The sequence below is a fragment of the Arsukibacterium sp. UBA3155 genome (assembly GCA_002364615.1).
Lineage (GTDB): Bacteria > Pseudomonadota > Gammaproteobacteria > Enterobacterales > Alteromonadaceae > Alishewanella.
In genome coordinates this window covers 1-18,658 of the sequence record DEYP01000018.1, presented here as the reverse complement: position 1 = coordinate 18,658, position 18,658 = coordinate 1, and the positions used below count along the sequence as shown (strand labels likewise).

General features: G+C 43.0%; 15 protein-coding genes. 4 read left to right on the top strand and 11 right to left on the bottom strand.

Annotation, left to right across the window (positions count from 1 at the left end):
* Positions 1 to 29: 29 nt before the first annotated feature.
* From B2X65_RS07675 to B2X65_RS07650, 6 genes are all read right to left on the bottom strand, one after another.
* Positions 30 to 1,811, bottom strand: a complete 1,782-nt coding sequence (locus tag B2X65_RS07675) for an AIPR family protein (RefSeq protein ID WP_290611717.1) — start codon at positions 1,809 to 1,811, stop codon at positions 30 to 32.
* A complete protein-coding gene (locus B2X65_RS07670) occupies positions 1,808 to 2,830 on the bottom strand; it encodes a PD-(D/E)XK motif protein (protein ID WP_290611716.1) in 1,023 nt (340 codons plus the stop codon). The genes B2X65_RS07675 and B2X65_RS07670 overlap by 4 nt, the downstream gene beginning before the upstream one ends.
* Positions 2,817 to 5,723: a Z1 domain-containing protein gene (locus B2X65_RS07665; protein WP_290611715.1), complete on the bottom strand. Its 2,907-nt coding sequence runs from the start codon at positions 5,721 to 5,723 to the stop codon at positions 2,817 to 2,819. The genes B2X65_RS07670 and B2X65_RS07665 overlap by 14 nt, the downstream gene beginning before the upstream one ends.
* Complete coding sequence (locus tag B2X65_RS07660; protein WP_290611714.1) at positions 5,716 to 7,218, bottom strand: ATP-binding protein; 1,503 nt, start codon at positions 7,216 to 7,218, stop codon at positions 5,716 to 5,718. The genes B2X65_RS07665 and B2X65_RS07660 overlap by 8 nt, the downstream gene beginning before the upstream one ends.
* Positions 7,219 to 7,223: 5 nt before the next feature.
* Positions 7,224 to 9,596 (bottom strand): sigma-70 family RNA polymerase sigma factor, encoded by a 2,373-nt coding sequence (locus B2X65_RS07655; RefSeq protein ID WP_290611712.1) that lies wholly within the window; start codon positions 9,594 to 9,596, stop codon positions 7,224 to 7,226.
* 484 nt (positions 9,597 to 10,080) lie between these two features.
* Entirely contained in the window at positions 10,081 to 10,377 is a 297-nt protein-coding gene (locus B2X65_RS07650; protein ID WP_290611711.1) for a hypothetical protein, read from the bottom strand.
* 439 nt (positions 10,378 to 10,816) lie between these two features.
* On the opposite strand from B2X65_RS07650, the gene B2X65_RS07645 reads away from it, so the two are divergent.
* Positions 10,817 to 11,095: a hypothetical protein gene (locus B2X65_RS07645; protein WP_290611710.1), complete on the top strand. Its 279-nt coding sequence runs from the start codon at positions 10,817 to 10,819 to the stop codon at positions 11,093 to 11,095.
* A 71-nt stretch (positions 11,096 to 11,166) separates the two neighbouring features.
* Complete coding sequence (locus B2X65_RS07640) at positions 11,167 to 12,057, top strand: helix-turn-helix transcriptional regulator (protein ID WP_290611709.1); 891 nt, start codon at positions 11,167 to 11,169, stop codon at positions 12,055 to 12,057.
* A gap of 118 nt (positions 12,058 to 12,175) precedes the next feature.
* On the opposite strand, the gene B2X65_RS07635 is transcribed toward B2X65_RS07640, so the two are convergent.
* The 3 genes from B2X65_RS07635 to B2X65_RS07625 form a co-directional block, all read right to left on the bottom strand.
* A complete protein-coding gene (locus tag B2X65_RS07635) occupies positions 12,176 to 13,318 on the bottom strand; it encodes a reverse transcriptase family protein (protein ID WP_290611707.1) in 1,143 nt (380 codons plus the stop codon).
* Between the two features lie 178 nt (positions 13,319 to 13,496).
* Positions 13,497 to 14,711 (bottom strand): phosphoribosyltransferase-like protein, encoded by a 1,215-nt coding sequence (locus tag B2X65_RS07630; RefSeq protein ID WP_290611705.1) that lies wholly within the window; start codon positions 14,709 to 14,711, stop codon positions 13,497 to 13,499.
* Positions 14,712 to 14,901: 190 nt separating this feature from the next.
* Positions 14,902 to 15,087 (bottom strand): AlpA family transcriptional regulator, encoded by a 186-nt coding sequence (locus B2X65_RS07625; protein ID WP_290611703.1) that lies wholly within the window; start codon positions 15,085 to 15,087, stop codon positions 14,902 to 14,904.
* Positions 15,088 to 15,228: 141 nt separating this feature from the next.
* On the opposite strand from B2X65_RS07625, the gene radC reads away from it, so the two are divergent.
* Together radC and B2X65_RS07615 are read left to right on the top strand one after the other, a co-directional pair.
* Positions 15,229 to 15,705, top strand: coding sequence for a RadC family protein (gene radC, locus B2X65_RS07620; RefSeq protein ID WP_290611702.1), 477 nt, complete (start codon positions 15,229 to 15,231; stop codon positions 15,703 to 15,705).
* 151 nt (positions 15,706 to 15,856) lie between these two features.
* Positions 15,857 to 16,417, top strand: a complete 561-nt coding sequence (locus B2X65_RS07615) for a tyrosine-type recombinase/integrase (RefSeq protein WP_290611701.1) — start codon at positions 15,857 to 15,859, stop codon at positions 16,415 to 16,417.
* A gap of 43 nt (positions 16,418 to 16,460) precedes the next feature.
* On the opposite strand, the gene B2X65_RS07610 is transcribed toward B2X65_RS07615, so the two are convergent.
* Together B2X65_RS07610 and B2X65_RS17830 are read right to left on the bottom strand one after the other, a co-directional pair.
* Entirely contained in the window at positions 16,461 to 17,552 is a 1,092-nt protein-coding gene (locus B2X65_RS07610) for a hypothetical protein (protein WP_290611700.1), read from the bottom strand.
* Positions 17,553 to 17,826: 274 nt separating this feature from the next.
* The gene (locus tag B2X65_RS17830) at positions 17,827 to 18,480 is read right to left on the bottom strand and encodes an inovirus Gp2 family protein (protein ID WP_414631413.1); all 654 of its coding nucleotides are present in this window, start codon (positions 18,478 to 18,480) and stop codon (positions 17,827 to 17,829) included.
* Positions 18,481 to 18,658 lie beyond the last annotated feature (178 nt).

Here is an 18,658-nt window from a genome sequence, read left to right as displayed (position 1 = left end):
AAAACAAAATCTGACATCGAAATAAAAACTCAACTTAACTTTCGAACCTCAGGAACATCAATTACTGGAGGCGAAAAAGGCCGAGAGAACATTGCCTCTTTGCACTCTGCGCGCTTTGCCCATTCTGAAATCATTTTGCCTTTCGCAGTTTCATGGAGCCGATTATTCACTTCGCGAGCCCAGATCTGAACTTGCTCAAGAAACTCAGCTGAAACCGATTGACGTAGCCAAACTTTTTCAAAATCAAATTTATCGCCGTAGTTATTTGCTATTACAGCTATTGTGTAAACCACAACATTAGCCAGAAAAGCAGATACAAGTGGTCTAGTTGTTTTATGGACCATCTTAAACATAATGCATTTAGCTACCATTGTTTTGAAAAAAGCTGTATCCACAACAATTGGATTACCAGCCTCTTCCGCTTCACTCAAATAATTCATGAATTTGTCAAAGCACTTCTGAGTTCCAAGACTAACAATATCTGACTTCATCTCCCAAGCCATTAAATATTTTGCCAATTCAGTTTTAGTTATTTTTCTGGATGGCGGCAAAGATTCTTTAAGAGCACGAAGTTTGGCAGGTGTAGTGCCTTCACGAGTCAAAAGTGTGTTGTAGCTGCCTGCTGCACGCTCATAAAACCAGCGCCCTACTCCATCAGGACAATAAACTGTCATCGACTGCCTTTCCACATCAACATGAAACGGTTTATTTGCAGAGAGATCGGATTGCCGAACCGAATTCTGAGAGTTGGCGTAACGAGAAATATCAGAAACTAGAGACTCCTCTTTTGCCGGATCAGCCTCCTTCATCACAATAATCTTTGCAGGCACCCTGACTTTGCTGAGGTCGGTATCCGGGAATTTTTTCTTAGCAAAGTATAAAGAGGCTGTTGTTTGACCTCCATTTACAATCTGCATTCCACGTAACCAAATTAGTCCTGGGGAACCATCTTCGGCCCGTTCAAGCTTCATCTCATCAGCGACTAAAACAATACCGTTGTTAAATGCCATGAATCGCTCAGGAGAAGTGCGAAGAGTACTTTGAATACCGGCATTTACTCCCTTAGCTCTAACACTTAGAAAAGATCTTACATTGGCTTCCAACAATCTCGGACCAAACTTCTCGTAGAGAAATCTTAGGGCCTCGCCTGGTATTGCTGTCAATGCGTAATCATAATCTCCTGAGTCGCCGGGAACATATACACAAGGCAACGGGGATCCTGAAACGTCTTTAAAATCTATAACAAGCTCATCTCGTGGCTTACCCTCAGAGCGATGGCGGAAAAGTCGCTCGATGTCCATAACTTCTAGTTTTACAGTTTTTCCACCGATTTCTCGCGCTTTAAAGTTTTTGGATTTTGCGACACCATCTGTGAGAACGAAAATTCGTACTTGTTCGAGACTGTTATAAATTTCACCGATAGTTAAGGATAAGGAGTGTGCGTCACTGGTCGGATCTAGCTTGTCTTGAAGGCGCCCGTTAGCACAAAGCTCCAGAAAGCGGATACATTGTTGAGCAGCAGTTTTGGTGTCGTGTTCTTGTATTGGTGTAAGAACCTCAAACCCCTCATAAAGGCTAACAAAAAGATCCAACTGCTCCGCATCCTCAGACATCGCATAACCGCTCAATTTGAGAATTGCATTCCCTATCTTCCCTTGATAATGGCAAACTACAGGCTCAAAGGTCATCCCTGCATCCATCAGATGTTGCATTACAACTTCGCAAAAAATAAGTTCGGTAAAAGACGAGCCATCACTGATTTGAGAAGCTATTTCGACTCGCATTTCCATCAAAAAATCGTCAAGGGTCATCCTGTCACTCCAAGTTTTTTAAGCATCGTATCCAACTCAATAAAGAAACCTTTCACTTGATCCAAATTAATTTCATAGATGGCTCTGATTACTCCGGCAGGGACAGAAGCCGTTGTCATACGGGGAAAATCATTCGTCACAATGAATATACGTTGTTCTTTAGGTTCAAATTGACGGGTGTATTGTTCTGAATGAGAAGCTGTATATCCAGCAAGGAGTAATCGTTCATAAAACAGATTAACCATTTCGGGTTCTTCCCTAAGAATATGCTCAATATCAGTTACCATGCCTGATAAAGTCATACCTTCGTCAGTTCCCACAAACTTTACTGCGGCCAGAAAAAGTGGCGAAGCAACTGCATCATCTAATTGCTCTAAACTACCAATTTTCACAGGAAACCCCGACGACGACATCGTAGCCTTGACTTCGATAGCACCTTGCCCTAGCAAGAAATCTTGTTGTGCATCTTCTGGTCCAACCCATGCATTTAAAACTACTTCCGACGGTAAGTGCGATTTAAGCAAAACTTTCACGAAATAAAGTTCTCCTGCCAATCCGAGCTCTGCTTCAGGACTTAAAGGATTTGTATTTCGTGACATAAATCGTTGCCAGTGCAATACCCGTTTGATGAGAGTTTGTAATAAACCGGATTCCGACATATTTGCGGCTGCAGCTACATCTATCGATCCTACAATGTCGCAGACCATTGTTGTAAACAATTCCAGATCACCATCAATCTTTCTAGTCAAAGCTAACCTTACACCACCACTTCCAAAAGTTTCTGTCTTCTCAACAAGGAATCCTTTACCTTCGGGTAATCTTTCTCTATTTGTAATCCGTGCATTCGGGAAAGAAAATAATACCGCCTCCTCATTATTGGGAGACCGCAGTCCAGCCTGAACCTCTACAGAACCAGCAGAGGGTAAAAAAATGGCCTGCCAGCCGATTTCCTCGCATTCAACATTCTTAAATGCGAGAGCAGACCAAGCTAAAATGAACTCTTCACTAGAGCGGGCCATGTTCTTGATTCCAAAAGAGGTCATTTACGTCATACACCACTGTTATAGCATTGTCACTTGATGGGAATGCCATAGCAAAAGCCATTATGGGCTTTGTCCAACCAGGAACTATACATTTTCCTTTCAGCTTTCCGTTGTCATGATAAGGGCTAAGCGGATATAGCAGCAGTAAACCTCTATCAACTTCATCACCTAGTTTACCTCGGATTTCGCGAATCCCTTTACCACTAGGGACCTGCGGAGGCTTAACTCGGCCACGAGCATGATCAGGCTTCCATGCGTCAAGAGTTGCCTTCAACGCTTGACGCCAGACATCATCGTTTAGATCGATTCCCTCATCCTTAGGATCAGTCAACACTCCAATAGAAAACTTGCCAGGCTCCTGAAGTTCATAGTCCTCGGAATCCTCAGTTTTACGGATGAAATAATTCTTGGATGCCGTCCCCCCCGGAAAAGTGTGCTTCTTCCCCTCCCCTTTCCCGCCACTTAATAAAGCAATACTCCATCTGGTCAATTGCCCAGTTTCAACCATTTTAGTTATGAACTCTGACAAGACTGATGCGTTTGCGCTCGTCGCTGTAGGATGAGTAATATAACTATTCAGAAAATCGAGAACTTTAGCAACATCCACATCTCTCCAAAGTCTTGCGTTTGACCAAGAGTCTTGAACTCCATCACGATCGTATTTGGGGGACTCTGTAAAAGAAGTTCCAAGAGATAGCACTAATGAGTCGGTAGCGTCCAGGTTGTTTTGCTGAATATTGGCATCTCGATGAAAGAGGATTGTCTGAGGACGCGTTCCACTATAGGTGAGTGCTAACTTCTGAGAGTTCCGCATCTTCAATGGTGAGGTCACCATCATCACCTTATGCGACAATACCTTGAGACCATACTGCTTGGGAGTCAGCTTCGCTGCAGACATAAAATCAAACTCCTCTCGAAGCTCTTCCGCAGCATCTGCAATATGACCAAACCAATTAACCAAATCAGGTGACGTATATAACCGGCATAAGTCTAAATAACCTGGTCGATATCCAAACCATCGCCCCATCTGCATTAAGGTATCGTACATCTTTGTGGTCCGAACGAAGTAACTAGTACATAAACCTTCAAGCGTTAAACCTCGAGCCAGCTTGTCTCCACCCACAGCTATGACTTTAAGGGCAGCGCCCGGAGTCACGTAATCTAATGCGTCTTTTGCCGTTCCATTAATAGCTCGAACTTCAATATCCTCCAGCACCTCTGGTAAAACATTAAGAATTTCCTTCCACTCTGGCATTTGTGGAGGCAATTCCTCTTTCGGTGATAACGCGGCGACCTTATAGCTGATAGGAATGAAATCATTCTCCCAGAGCTTCCTTAACTGTTCTAGAATATCTTCCGTACCCATTCTCCGTGCAATTCTTTGTCGAACTTGACGTATAAAAGTTTCAACCTGTTCATAGACTTGCTTTTGAACGTTAACGAAACGAGTTACGTGTATTAGCATTGAACAGTGCTCGCCTTCTTGCCCACGTAATTGTCGAGTAGCACATGCCAATATAAATGAGTAAATTGCCTCCTGAAGAGAAGGTGGAATAACCTCTTCCCCTTGAAAAGTCGGAATATGAATTGTCTTGTGTGTAGGAGGCATCCAACCTGATCTTGTTTCATCGTTATAGACGTCGAGAATGAATCTAGAAAGTGGTAGTCCTTCAGTTCGACCATCTTTTGTTAATTTGCCAAACATTCGTGTGGGACCAACATAATTTGATGGTGCAGCTAAGTTAATGATAAAAGAGCTTGGAAAAACATCAGGACCTTCCTTTATAGTGGCCCCTTTTTGATGAATAAAAATGTTTGCAAACGGCGTTGCGGTGTAACCAACATATGCCTTTCGAGTAAAGGAGTGAAGGATCTGTCTGATGAGGCTGTTGATAGTTTTCGGCTGATGCTCCTCGTCCGGTGTTCCATCTTCATTGAATGACTGTTCGCCGGTATCCACAGAAGCGTTGTCGGCTTCGTCATCTATCATCAATAACGGCAACTTAGTTACAAGGCTTCTTCCATCGTTCTCATCTGTGCTGTCGGCTACACGCGTTTGTAACCACCGCAAAAGTGCTGTTAACACTGTCTTCTGTTTTTTTACAACGAAAAGCCACGGTCGTTCTTCAGGAGTTATACCATGAAAATGCTTTGCTATAGCCTTATTAAAATCACCATTCTCAGCTCTTGTTGTAGCAGAGTTAGTTTTTAAATCGCCACCAAATTCTGCTACACCTATTGGTTTTCCGGGGTCTCGATCAACTGTTGTTTCATAACCGAGAAAACTCTCCTCTAGTCTTATTTGTGTTTGTGATCTCAGATTATTGTGCATCCCTGCAAGTACAATAATGATCTTGTATCCAGCATCAGCAGCCTTACAAATTAGACCTGAATAATTACTAGTTTTACCTGACTGGACATGGCCAACAACTAGCCCACGACGATCCCATGAGTCGACTCGTTTTGGATCTTCCAAAAGACTAAGAATGTCATCGGTGGCTTCATTCAACCCTTCTACCACAACATCTGAAAGTTTTGACTCGAGATAATCTTTGTAGCGACGCCAGTATTGCCAGTCACGTTTGCGAGAAGCAGATAACCAATCAACATGATCAATATCGTCTTTTAATGTGGTAGATTTACCAATCCGATGACTAAAGCGCTGAATAAGTGTTGCTACGGCTTGTTTTTGATCTACTAAATCATGTGAATCACCACCGAAAACCATGGTTGCAAGTTTGACTTTCTCTAATATGAACGCCGGGGTAACATTAGATTTATCTTTTTCAGCTTTAACCAGTCTCTGAGCTGTGGCTATGATATTCTCCAATAACTCAGCTTGCGAACCAGTGCCGTCCGTTTTATTCATTTAATGTTTTCCTTAAATTCGCTATTAGGGAGGGGTATTTTTGGAAAGGCTCCGTTCTCAGCATAGACTGGTGGGCATCCTCAACGCTCAATCCCTTGCGCTCGATCAAATCGTTAAATAGAACAGTTGCCACTTCTACAACTGTATCATTCGGTTCTCCATCAAACCCTGTTCTAGGCGTATCTTTATTTTCTGCTGTATCAAGCCATATTCGCTGAACTGGAACAGTTTCTTCAACAACCCTAAGCATTGCCTTAACAAGGTCTTTATGACCGCCACAGGCTTCAATAACAGCAGACACAGCTGGGTGTGAAACATCAATCCTGTAACGGACACCACTTTTCAGATGTTCAACACGCCAAGTATGCTCAATTGGTTCGCCACCGATACCAGTTGTTGGGGAACCGCGAAAAGCAAATACCTTGCGCGCTTTATCTCTTGTACTTTCGGCAAGTTTTGTAAGCCAGTTGCGCACAAAAACTGGCGGGCGGGCAGTCGATTTTTTAATATCAATTTTCCAATCTGCATCCGCGGTATTCGGTATATCAATACGAATTCTTGCAAGTCGATGCGGCTCTTCTCTATGCCAAGCCCGTCCTTTTCCTAACCCTAACCAATTTCCAGCCAACAAAAGACGCTTATTCCGATAAACATAGAAACCTTGATGCGATGTCCATCCTTCAGGGCCACCAGCTTTAAGAAATTCTTCCTCCGAAAGCTTATCCCTGTGCGGTAGGACATGACACTGGACTTCTACAACACCTGAAGACGTGCTTTTTCGTTCAATCGGAGATTCAAGAGCTTTTCCCGGATTCCCAGTCATGAACGGGTCCCAAGGGGCAACCTGCTTGTCATTAATGAAAAGACGAAAACCAGGTCGTGCTCCTTCAATTAGTCGGTGAAATATCATACCTAGACGCAGTTCTATGTCATCAATCATGTCAGAAAAATGATTCAAATCTGTACCAAGCGTGACCACTCGGTCCATTAGTTCCCAGAGAACCAAGGTACCTGATTCAAACGAAGATAGTTTCTCTATAAAAAGTTCTGACCCGGCTGCTGGTCCTTCAAGCATATACCAGTCACTATCTAAAGATTCAGCAATTGCATCCAAGTCCCAACGTAAACAAACTAAGTCACCATTTTTAACTCTTGAAGCAACCGTAAGCCTCCGGCATTGTGAGAAAGAAGCCGTCTTAAGTCCCATTCCGAATCGGCCAAGATCTGTTGGATGCCTCTCATCTAATGGGTTGATTGTTCCAAGGGTCATAGCAGCTTCGAGTTCAGCATCATTCATGCCACGCCCGTTGTCTATAATACTTATTCGACTCTGTAAACCGTCCCAGTAGAACTGCAAGCGAATTTCTGTTGCCCCGGCAGAAATTGAGTTGTCGATAACATCTGCCAGCGATGCAGCAGTTGAGTATCCAAGCCCGCGGAGTGCTTCAATCATTGCACTGGCTTTTGGTGGCGCATGTCTTTTCTTTAGCAACACTACCGTCATTCCTTATTTAAAAATGGTGCTAGAACTTCCTTTCTCTCCCGATGAAAAAGTTTACTCATGGCCTTTGATTCGATTTGCCGAATGCGCTCACGAGTAACACCAAAAGACTGCCCAACTTCTTCAAGGGTCATTTCGTTTGATTCAAAAAGACCAAAGCGAGAAATTATTATCTCCCTGGATCGGGGATCGAATTCCTGCAACATTTTGTGGATTACTCTGCAGAGAGACTCATAAATAGCTTGTTCCTCAGGCGTTGATGGGTCTGATTCATCTAGGAAATTGACGTCTGCTAAATTCATTGAAAAGTCTTGGTCATCAAGCGACTCTGCCTTTTCAAACATTGAAAGAAGCTGCCAAGTGGAAGACAAAGAAGCACCTATACGTCTCGCAGTTTCGATATCAGTTTCAGGCATCCCACTTCGAAGCTGCATTTCTTCTCGCTCGCGAAGCAGCTTTCTGGCCTTTTCTTGAACATGAACTGGAGCTCGAACCGTTCTTTCTGTGTCTGCTATACCCCTTGTTACTTGCTGACGGATCCACCAAGTAGCATAAGTTGAAAAACGAAATCCTCTACGCCAGTCAAAACGCTCAACCGCTTTCATTAGGCCAATATTTGCTTCCTGAATCAGATCATCCATCGCTAAATCAGAGCGAGAGTATTTCTTGGCAATAGATAAAGCCAATCTCAGATTGCTCTGAATCATATGTTGTCTGGCTTGGGAATAACTTTCTAATGCAGTCAAAAAGTCTTGATAAAAAGCATTAGAGTCTTTTTGCTTACCAACCAGCTCAAAAAGAAACTGACGAGTCAATCTCAATACTTTCAATGCTTCAACAGTTAATTGGATATCTCCCTCAGCATCACGGACAGCGCCTATCGCATCCAAAAATCCTGAAGGAGCAATTTCACTACCTTCCTTAAAGTCTTCATCGTCATTTAACATCTCATCTGAAATTTGATCATCACCTTCACTGTCTGAGTTTAGCCCTCGACTGATAGACTTTGATTCAATCTCACCCAGAACAACCTTATCAGCTTTTTCAAACAAAACAGAAAGCCCTTCTGGCCATTGCGCTAGAGCGAGCAAGGCGCTTTGCAATGAATCTTCCATCTGCTTGCCCAGGGAAATTTCTTCCTCAGCTTCAAGAAGTTTACCCCGAACATTTTTGTAGTAAAATCTGGACGGCTCATTATAGTTAGAGGCGAGTTCCTTGATGAAATCTCTGGCTTCATCTATCTGAAATTTTTCTTCAGACGATGCATTTTCCAAATCTACTTCCTCAAAATAAAGTTCGCTGTATTCGCCGATAATCGACTTGAGCTCGCCAACAACATAGGAAATAACTCCCTCAGAATCAGGATTTCGCGAACCGTCGGGGTCTAAACAAAGCTCAATTAACTCTGTTTCGGAAACACTTCCCAAACTAACAGCAGAAAGTAGAAATGTTGTGAGAGTTTCATCGATATCGCCTTTGTTCAGTAATTCTGAGCGCTCAGGCAAATAAAGATCTATTTCGCCCCAATCTTCGTCTCTATCTAAAGCCCTATGTCGACCAATAGCGTTATGTACATTCTTAACAGCTTCTACAACTTGTTCATCGCCATCAGGTGCAACCGGTTCCTTTTCTGTAATCCACTCATCGATAAGGCACGAGTCTAAAGGTTCTTCATCAAGCAAGACGGAGGTACTCAAGTTATGAGTTGGCAATTCATATTTAGATGTCGCAGTGTTGACGCTATTGTTCAAATCACTATGCTTTTCAATGTATAAAACCGGAAATCCAACACCTAATACTTCGTTATTATCTATAGTCTTGTGAACTTGATAATTCGGCTCATGACAAATATCATCGATAAAGCTTTGCTCACCAACCTCTGTCTTTGGAGAGTTGTCATTTACTTCGAGTACCATTGCGCTTTCATTTGATCCCGGTGTTTGTAAGCTATAAATTGAGGTATTATTATCTTCTGAGATAGCAAAACTATTTGGCCTAAATTGCGTCAAATCTTCGGGAGAACATGACTCTTCTTTTATAGATTGGTCGGTCTCTACCGTACTGATATCGTATGAACTGGAACGCATATTTATATTTAAATTCGTAAGCAACTGAATCAAATCAGGACAATTACTTTTAATAGCATAGAAAAGAGCATTATTGCCTTTATTATCAACCAAGTTTGGTTCAGCCCCGGCAGCCAGCAAAAGTCTGACAACATCAGTGTTCTTTCTGGTTGCAGCCAAAATTAAAGGAGTCGCTCCATTGCTGTCTACTCCATTTATGTCGTCGCCTTTTTGGATATGGTGTTTTATAGCTGTTTGAGCATTTGTGATAATAGCTAGACGCAGCAATGGATTAAGCTTAATCATAGGCTTTTGCTAACCCAGCAATTATCAAAAGCAAGCAATAAGTTACATCTAGCATCAACTAAAGCCACCAAACTATAAAAGAAGTTGGAAGTTTTAAGTACTCCCGGAGAGAAAAACCCAATAAATTCAAAATGTTTCCAATGATGCCAAATGCCAAAAAACTCTCCCTGTATAATCTTTGAAGTCTCCAGTTAAAAAGACCTGCACACTTCCGTTGAACTATGCACACATTGATTCTCGTTCTAATGACAAGTGGTCCAGTGATGCCTCACAGCTTTAATCAAGCTCCTAACAAGCTGATTTAAAGCGACTGCAAAATATAGATCTATTGACTAAGGGTATGACTATTACGTACCTAAATTAACAAATGAATACCAATACAACAAGTACTGGTTTTCTGCAGCTGATATATGATTTGATAACCCGCCTGACGGTCATTAATAAAATCTAAACTTCCAATCTATACTCAACGCTTTAAACGCGATCAGGCCGGCTCATCAAAGTAATCATAATCACCTAGCTTTAGTGCCTGCTGGCGGCGCGCCAATTCGCTGGGTTTCCGCTCGGCTATGGTTACCCCAAACACTTCCAGGTGTACCTGCTCCATTAGTTGCTGCACTTCCTGCCGACCGCATATTTCAAGTAGCTCACCAGCGTGGATAAAACCCTGAGCGCGTAGCCTCTGTTCAGAATTGTCTTTTCCCGCCTTACTTACTAAAAAAATGTCTGAAAACTGCTGGCGTAAATTGATTAAAAACAGCTCGTGTTGTGCGTAATTCATTGCTATACCTCTGGCCTTTGAGTAATTGGCATCCCTGCCAGCTTGTCCTTGTTACATCCTGTTGGCCACTTCCTGCAGCCTTGTCCATTCACTATGTCACTGATAGCGACATGTCATCCCTTGCTGCACATCTTAGGTAGTTTCCAAATTCACACCATACTGTGCAGATGCTCAGTGTATGTTTTTCAGGCAGGAGCTTTTTTGCATTCTTTAATAAGCGTTGGGTACCTGGCTTAATTACTCTACAGTTTTTATATGAGTGAATAACTATACCCAAAATCATTGAAGTTGCAGGTAGGCGGCAACTGAATGAATCTCCATGAGCATAGCTATCTATGCGATTGGGCCGGGCTGGCGCACCAGTGAGTGAAGGCAGCCAACACCCCTGCAGCTTCAAGGATGACAGGTATAAAGCTACATAAACGGGAGCAATTGACTGATGGCCATAAACTTTAACGTTACAAGCGATGATTTACCTGCGCTGATTAGGATAGGTAAACTGCGCGAACTGATGACTAAAATTGCCCATTTAGCTGAGCACCGTAGCGATAAGGTGATTTGTGAAGGGAAGATTTGGTGTTATGCCGATTTAGTCTATTTAGCATATGAGTACTATGTACTGGCACGTAATTATGGATTAACGGTACATAATTTTGTAAAGTGGCTGGAGCAAGAGCAAGCTCTTTCAAAACAGCACCATTTGGCCTGGCCCGCCTAGCCCTTGATATGTAATTGATATGTAGTGTTTACTCGTGCACGCTTTGCATACACATTTAAAGGATTGTAAGTATGAAAACGATGGAACACATTGCGCAGCGTGAAACTGAAGGCTGGCCCATTCGCTGGGAGCTGTTAATGCGTTACCGGCTAATTGAAATTGTCGCCCTTTGGGAAGGCCGGCTAACAACCAACCACTTATGCAACAGTTTTGGTATTGCCCGCCAGCAAGCGTCAAAAGACATTAATGCTTATTTGCGCGATGTGGCACCGGGTAACCTGATCTACGACGGTAAGCTTAAAGGCTATAAACCCGCACCTGATTTTTCACCCAAGCTAACCAGCGGCCTGGCAGATGAATATCTGCATGCCTTAGCCAGCATTAAAGACTTTGCCCACACTTTCAGCCAGCTCGATTTAGGCTTTGCCCATACTGAAATGCTAACACCACCGCTGCGGCAGGTTAATCCGGACATTTTACGCGCCTTGGTTCAAGCCGCGCGCGATGGCAAAAAGATTGATATGGGCTACGTGTCACTCACTTCGCCTGATGAAGAAAGCCGCATAATCGCCCCGCACACTCTGGTTTGTACCCCACTTCGCTGGCATGTACGTGCTTACTGCGAAAAGAACCGGGAGTATCGCGATTTTGTGCTGAGTCGGTTTCGCGGCATAAATGGCATCGAAGGCGATGCCAATATGACCAAAGTTCAGGATGATCGCTGGAATACCAAAATAGACATCGTGCTAATGCCAGACTCCAGGTTAAGCGACTATCAAAAAGCCATTATTGCCGAAGATTACAATATGACTGACGGTAAACGGGTTATTTCAGTACGCTCTGCGCTGGTACCCTATGCCGTGCAGGCATTAAACCTGGACCTGGCAAAGATAGAAGCGCGCCCGGAGGCGCAGCAGATAATGGTAGCGAATTTGGATGAAGTTAAGCGGCATGCTTTTTAAAAGATACTACTTAAATTTTTAGTATTTTAATATGATAACAAATATAGCTAGGTGAACTTTCGTATCAATCACACGTTAACTCAAACTTTTCTGATTTGTATCCGAATGCTTTGGCTTATTAATAGCCCAATGGAGGCCACTTTATACCATTGAATTGCTCCAAGCAGTATGCGCCAAATTCTGGTTCAACTTTTTCTGCCCATGCTATCTTACCCCTAATATGGTGAAATAAAGTTGAAACTGAAATTTTACGTATTTCAGCATGCTTTGACGGCCCATGATCCTGAGAGCATAGGTAGTAAAGATGCTGCCGTAAATCATCCTTGTATTCCTTACTTAATCTAGGTTTTTTACTATCGACTAAAATGCCGAGTATAATTCTCCTAGTGCCTGGCCCACGAATGACTGTTTTTCTCTTATTCAGATTAAACCCTTCCGCGCTAAGTAAACAGCTAACTAGCTTACTTAACTGTCTCATAGATACCATGCCTACATTCAGCTTCGTTGAAAATGCAAGATCATCAGCATACCTACTATATATAAACCCATTAGTCTTGGCTAAAGTTGCCAGCTTTTCATCAACACTTTTCATAACAAGATTTGAAAGCATTGGGCTTGATGGAGCACCCTGCGGAAGAAAGCCTTCACTATTTTTGCAATACGTCGGAATGGCAGGCCACTTAGTTAAGTCTGATGAAGCTTGGCTTTTGTCCCTAGCTTTCACAATTGTAGTTATTCGAGCCAACTCAAACGATAGCAGCTTATTATAACCAAGGTCCTTAAAAACCTTATAAACCATTCTCTCAGATATACTGTGAAAAAAATCTTCGATATCAATTTTTAGTAGCCATTTACAGCCACAATGTTGGCTTGCTGCGAAAATCGGTTGCGAATTAGGATGATATGCAAAGCTCGAATGGTGCGCTTTGGTATTACTTAATATTTTTGCCGTAACCCATTGCTGAACTTCAAGCAATTCTTGTTCAGGGACATGTATCTCACGATAACGAGATCTGCCCGGAACTTTTTTCTTGAAAAGAATGCGTTTATACTCTCTAGATTCTCGACTTACTACTCTTCTCAGATAGCCGAAATGGCAATCTGTCAACAAGCTGAAATGACGCAAAGTTAAGATAATAGGTAGCCGCTCGTCAACTTTCTGAATTCGTCCAATTGCCGAAATAGAACTATCTAGAACGCTGTCATCAATTCCTTGTGTTTCGCCTTCAAATTTATAGCGCTGAGAACTCCATGAAGACATTACTTTGACCCACCTCGGTGGGGATTAGTGCGCGTTAGCCTGAAGACGTCGCCTGGGCTAACGCGCACTAATGCGCAGCATGAAAATACAGCTCCGCGAAACGAATGCAGGAACTCCCGCATCCAGGGTCCCAAAAACAGAACCCCTTGCCACTCTCGTGACAAATGTCTAATCTCGATCATGAAGTCCTCAGCTGAGTTGGATAGTAATATTTTCCTTCATCACCAGCAAGCAAAGGCGTTTTTTTTCGGCGCTTACGAAAGCGAGCCAACTCACGTTCCCCTAGCTGCGTCAATCGGTTCTGGCTATCCAACCAAAGCGCTTGTATTGTCAATGAGAGGATTTCATTAACGGAATTTACCTCTATTCGAGTTTTTGCAGAGATGTCATCTGTAAATCTTAAACCTGACTCTGCGGCCGACAGCACTTTTAATACTGATAACCACTCACTGTTTTTATGGCTAGAGAGGGTTTCCCTGGCCTCCCTAATACCGAGAAGATTTTTAGCTCGCTGCTCAAAATCTTTGAGCTGAAATAATTCCGCAGGAAGCTCACTGGTGCTCCTCCCGTGGAATAGAGGTTTCCATCCGGCTGCTTTGCTATGAAGAATAGGCGGTGAGTTGTTAGGACAACCATGAGAAAATGCGATTAGCGCGCCGCTCTGCATAAACCCGAGAGGATTTTTGTTTCTTTTGGGGTATTTTTTACAAACTCTTTCCACTTCTGTCCGTCTTTTGCCTTTAAAGGTATTTTGAATAGTTGGGCATCCCATTACTATTAAAACCTCAGGTTGCAACTTATGAGATCGAACAGCTTTTAATCCATCAGCGGCACCAGAGTATGCCAGGACAACAAACCGAATAAGATGATAAGAATTCCAGCTATTAAGAGTTGCCACATGTCCTAAAGATTCAAGCATATCCAGAACTCGCTTCCCGGAACCAATGAAATCAGTGACAATCGCTATAACTCTCACTTTTTCTTTTCTCAATTTATCAGGTCCGGGGTGCGATATGTAATTCGGCCCTTTCTGCCGGGAGTAATCAGTAATTAGATTCGCGACAACGCCCTCACTGCCAACCTCTTGATCTCTAGGGTCAACAACTATCGGAGGAATGCCATTACCTTCAGCTCGACCACGTCTAGATTGAGGAAAAAAACTTGGGATTCTGCCAAAAACTTTCTTAATCGGTCGTTCAGCATAAAGAGCGATATTTATACCACAATTTGGAGTACCGCTAATCGAATCCAATAATGATTTCAAACCGTCAGCAAAATCATCTCTACTGACCAGCATTACTTCATTAATCAAATCCAAAGCTGCTGGTTGATCGGCATCTCCGAAGTTGGCAAGCCATTTTTGTACGGCCTCAGCCTCTGACAGCGATTGCATCGAAAGCTCTTTTTGGCAACCAGCAAGCGAACAAGAGTCCCTTCATTTTCCCCATATACCGTCCTTTTCAGAGAATACTTATCTAGTATAAGTCACGAACTTAAAAAATTTTAAGTTTAATTCATACAACATTACACAGCTTTTCCCTAACTTACAATAACTTATAAGCTGAGCTGGCAATGTGGTTTGCCTAATGAGAACTTCGACTATCAATTTTCTCTCGAATCCACTCTTGTATCTCACCCTCCACCCACGCCACCATTCTGGTACCCAGCTTAACTGGCTTTGGAAAGCGGTCCTCTGCGATAAACTTATAAACAGTTGAACGGGCCAGGCCGGTGCATTCCATCACTGCTTTTAATTTGATTAGTTTCATGGTCGGGTCCTCGTATTAGTCCAGACCATGTGCCTGTTGCGTATTTTCTTACCCTTGTTGGCGAATATGCCAAATCGAAAAAATCTCAGACCTATATCACCTTTATGCACAAGCAAACAAATGCCTTAAAGGAGATAACCTATGGCCCCTAAACCTACTGCTGCTGACGTTGTAAAATGGTCAGTTGCTGCATTGGAAGTTTTAGATAAAGCGGCGACTTTGATTGCCAAGAAATATGCCCGGCAAGATGCCTTTACTAACCCACAAGCCACTAAGGACTATTTAACTTACAAACTGGCGCATCATGAGCGAGAGGTTTTCGCGGTAATGCTGCTGGATAACCAACATCGGCTAATCGAATTCAGAGAATTGTTCTTCGGTACTATTGATGCTGCACCGGTGTATCCACGTGAAGTGGTAAAGCTGGTACTGGAACACAATGCCGGCGCGGTGATCTTTGCCCACAACCATCCTTCCGGAGTTTCTGAACCATCAGAGGCTGACAAACGCATCACCCGCCGGCTAACTGATGCGTTGGCCGTTATCGACGTTAAAGTGCTGGACCACATTGTGGTAGGCGAAACAGCTGTTTCGTTCGCAGAGCGTGGGCTTCTGTAACTTAACTAATTTGTAGAAAAACGGCATAAATGGCCAAGTTCCCAAATTAGCCTTTTGGGAACTTGGCAAGCCTTATAAACCGGCACTGTTACTTTTTGCACTGTGCTGAAGTTCTCAAAACTGCGTTTTAATCGAAAAGAGGAACTTGACTATGGCTGAGGTACAAGCGGTCAAAAGCCTGGACACGGTGAAACTGATTAGTCACCTATTGGACAGGCACTATGGCCAACAAATGGCGGATATTTGGAATATTGGTTTAAACCTGGCACTGCGAATAACCGATCTGCTGTCAGTTCGGTTTACCGATATCCAGGATCAAAGATTATTACTTAAAGAAGGTAAGACCGGCAAGTTGGCCAATATTAAACTTAACCAGAAGACGATTGAAATTACCAACAGGATTAGACGACAACACCTGGATCATACTTATCTGTTTCAGTCGTATCGAAATCAGCGAGCCGGTAACTTGCCGCCGGCGCCACTATCACGTCGTTATGTTAGCCGGGCTTTTGCATTGATAGGTGAAGATGTCGGCATCGACCTTGGCACGCACTCGATGCGCAAAACCCGCGGTTACCACTTATACAAATCAACCAAAGACATTGCCAGGGTAATGAAGATGCTGCGACACAGCTCTGAAGGTGTGACGCTGCGCTACATCGGCATTACCCAGGAGGATATTGATAAAGACTTTATTGAACTGGAAATTTAACGCAGATATAGGCTACCGCATATGCGGTAGCCTTATGCCGTTTTTATTTTTTTGCTGGCTGGCGCACCAAGTTCATCAGGCTTTGCATACGTTCAGCCATTAACTTGGCTTCATGCTTTTGGCTGTCTGATATTGCAGGCAAGTGAATACCATCGTAGCCAGCTACTTCAGCAGGCCCATCTTCATCCCACATTGCACCAGTGTCAGAATTTATAGCCCAATGATTACTCGCTGTAATATCGATTTTCTGGCTTAGCCCAAACAGATACCAAGACCACAGCTCAACTGAATCTTCAATGCCTTCAGCTAACTCAACCATGCTTTCATGACACGGCCTTTGTAAGGTCGCCAAATAATGCCATTCATAATAAAAGTCGTCGGTCATAGTCGCCATTGGTAAACGCTCAAACAAGAACAGCAGATATGAAGCATCGAGCTGACAACAAAGGTTGGGTTCAGCATTTTCTCGAATGATATCTGTAGTATTAGGACTGGCTAGGATGGCATCAGCATAAGCCGATAGAAAATCTTGTTGGCGTTTCTCTGCTGCCAACTGTCGCTCATAAGCGTTGGCCCATTGAGTAGCCGCAGCGGAAAGTTGAGCTCCAGCTTCACGCTGTTGATACCAATAAGCACTTGCACCAGAGTAATCGTCTTTGTCGCCATAACTTTTGCCCAGCTCATGAGCCTGCCAGACATACCTGAGAAGTGAACTTTCGGCATCACGTCCCTTAGCTAGATAGTCGTAACTTACTTTCCTTTCTTTAGAATCGAGTCTTATGGGACCGCCCGCAATCTTCAGATACTGCGCAATTCGCAAAAGGCTGATTTTGGGTTCTAGCTTAACTAACTGCAGTTGTTGGATAAAGCTTTGCTCAAGCCGGTCAACTAGTGATGCTGATAGCCTTAATTCTGTAAGTCTTGATAGTAAACGCGAGTGTGCTGATGCACGGTCTGCAATTGCTGCCTTAAGTTGATCTTCGTTGATTGAGACGTCAGCCTTGAAAGCAGCGTAAGTTTTATAATCGAAATACGCAGCCAGCAGTTCAAGTATCTGAGCTCGGGTTGGCACTGAAGTGATTTGTTTTTTAAGTTGTTGCAGAACTGCATGCGCAGTTGAAGATAGATTGTACATAAATTAACTCCGGTGGCTGAGTGCCGTGGGCAATTAACCATGACCGCATGCGATTAAGGCCAGGTAGCTCAACCTGGAATTAAGTTAGTAAATTCTGTTTATACATAACATTGATACGCGTTAGCGATTTTTGCCTGTTTTCACTCGCATGTAAGTGAGGCGGGCGCCTTAAGTAAAGGCTAACCCGCTCTAAGATCGCTTGCAAGATTTATTTTTGCGTTGATGGTACCGAAGAAATCTTAAACCTATATTATCTTTGAAAATAACCAAATCACTACTTCAAGCTGCAACCGAAGCTACGGGAATGAATACCGTACTCTTTAGTATCCAGCTTCGCAAAATAGCTTAGCCGACGAAATAAGTCAGTTTTCATAGCCCAAAAATCAGGCGAGTTGACGTTTACGCTGTAGGTTGGATTTGCGGGGAAATGAACCAGTCCTAGTATCTCTTCAGGCAACCGCCTCAATGTACTTGCCCAAGCTTTCCGGATTCTGGAAGCCATGTTCCGAGCCTGATCATCCACATAAACACCTAATGTGTGATATGAATCATGGTTCAACAAAATGACAACATGAAAGTGTGGTGAATCCGAATCAGCTCGCTCCCTTGCCCAGATGTACCGCATATTGCAGTGATGTACCCTCTTGCCTTGTGCAGCCCTTCGGTGTAAGTCAGCTTTAATTTGTGCTTTTAACGATTCAACAAATTTGGTCATCAAGTCTGAGCCAACATCACCATATCCACAAGGAAGATGTAGATCGAACCTTATCGCCAGTGTTCTGGGGTGGTCAGCTAATGCTCTGTCTACAATTGTTAGTATCCGGTCTAAGTAATAAGGGCTCAAAGGCCCTATGTTTGATAAAACTGGATAGCTAGTAAATTGCTCTGCTTCGGGTGTATTCGCTATAACTAATTTTTTGTAAACCATGACTAATCCTCTTTGCTGTTATCTCAAAAGGATTAACGTGGTATGTATTTCTCTACAGTAATTTAGAGTAATACCTAGTGCTTAACAGTACGTAATATTACTGCTACAGACATTGTTTAATTAAGTAGTTATAGATAATACCTATATATACCAATTGTTCTTACCCATAAAAAGTAGA